We start from the raw sequence: 1,053 nt of genomic DNA on the forward strand, positions 1-1,053 counted from the left end.
CCCGTTTCAAAGGACGTTCTGAGCGACTCATGCCGCTCGACAAGCTGCCGGAACGTCTCCTCCAGCCGGCCGCGGTCAAGCGGGCCCGTCAGTTCCAGCACAGCCGGCATATTGTAGCCGACACCGCCGTCTTCAAGCTGCTGGAGCACATACATCCGTTTCTGCGCTGAAGACACTGGATAAGTGTCTTGTGTTTTCGCCGGCTGAATCGCTTCATACGGGCTCTCTTCGAGGTCCTGAATGACCWWAGCGAGCTCTTCCACCGTCGGCCGGGCGAAGATGTCCTGTAACGGCACCTGAACGCCGAACTCCTTGGCGATGCGGGAGACGAGAGCCGTCGCTTTTAACGAATGGCCGCCCCGCTCAAAAAAGTGATCCCGAATGCCGACGGGGCCGTTTTTCAGCACCTCTTCCCAAAGGGCGCAAAGCTTCATTTCTGTGACGTTACGCGGTGCGGTGTACGCCTGTCTGCCTGCCGCTCCGTCAGGAGCCGGCAGCGCGCGGCGGTCAAGCTTTCCGCTCGGTGTGACCGGCCACTCGCTCATCTCAATAAACTGAGCCGGCATCATGTAGGCCGGAAGGCGTATCGCAAGCTCCGCCCGCACGTCATCGCTTTCCCGTCCTTCGATATAGGCGTAAAGCGCGGTTTCGCCGTGTTCGGTCCGGGCGGTGACCGCCGCCTCACGAATGCCGTCGATGCGCCGGATCGCCGCTTCGATCTCTCCCGGTTCAATCCGGTAACCGCGGACTTTCACCTGTCCGTCTGACCGGCCGAGCCATTCGACAAGCCCGTCTTCTGTCCAGCGTGCGATATCGCCCGTCTGATACATGCGCTCTCCCGGATAAAACGGATCATCGAGAAAACGTTCAGCCGTCAGTTCAGGCCGGTTCAAATAGCCCCGGGCCACCCCTGCCCCCGCAATGTACAGCTCTCCGGCAACGCCCGCAGGCTGAACGGTTCCCCCGCCGTCTAACACATAAAGACGGGCACCCGGAACGGGTTTTCCGATCGGAAGCCTTGTCCGTCCGCTGTCCCGTTTTCGGTCACAGACG

Annotated in this window: 1 protein-coding gene; it reads right to left on the reverse strand. The window is 61.1% G+C overall.

Annotated elements, in window-relative coordinates:
- A partial coding sequence (locus tag AC1DN5_RS19030) for a condensation domain-containing protein (RefSeq protein WP_476982779.1) occupies positions 1-1,053 on the reverse strand: 1,053 nt, incomplete at both ends.

Source organism: Bacillus sp. 01N42_2 (assembly GCF_056399565.1).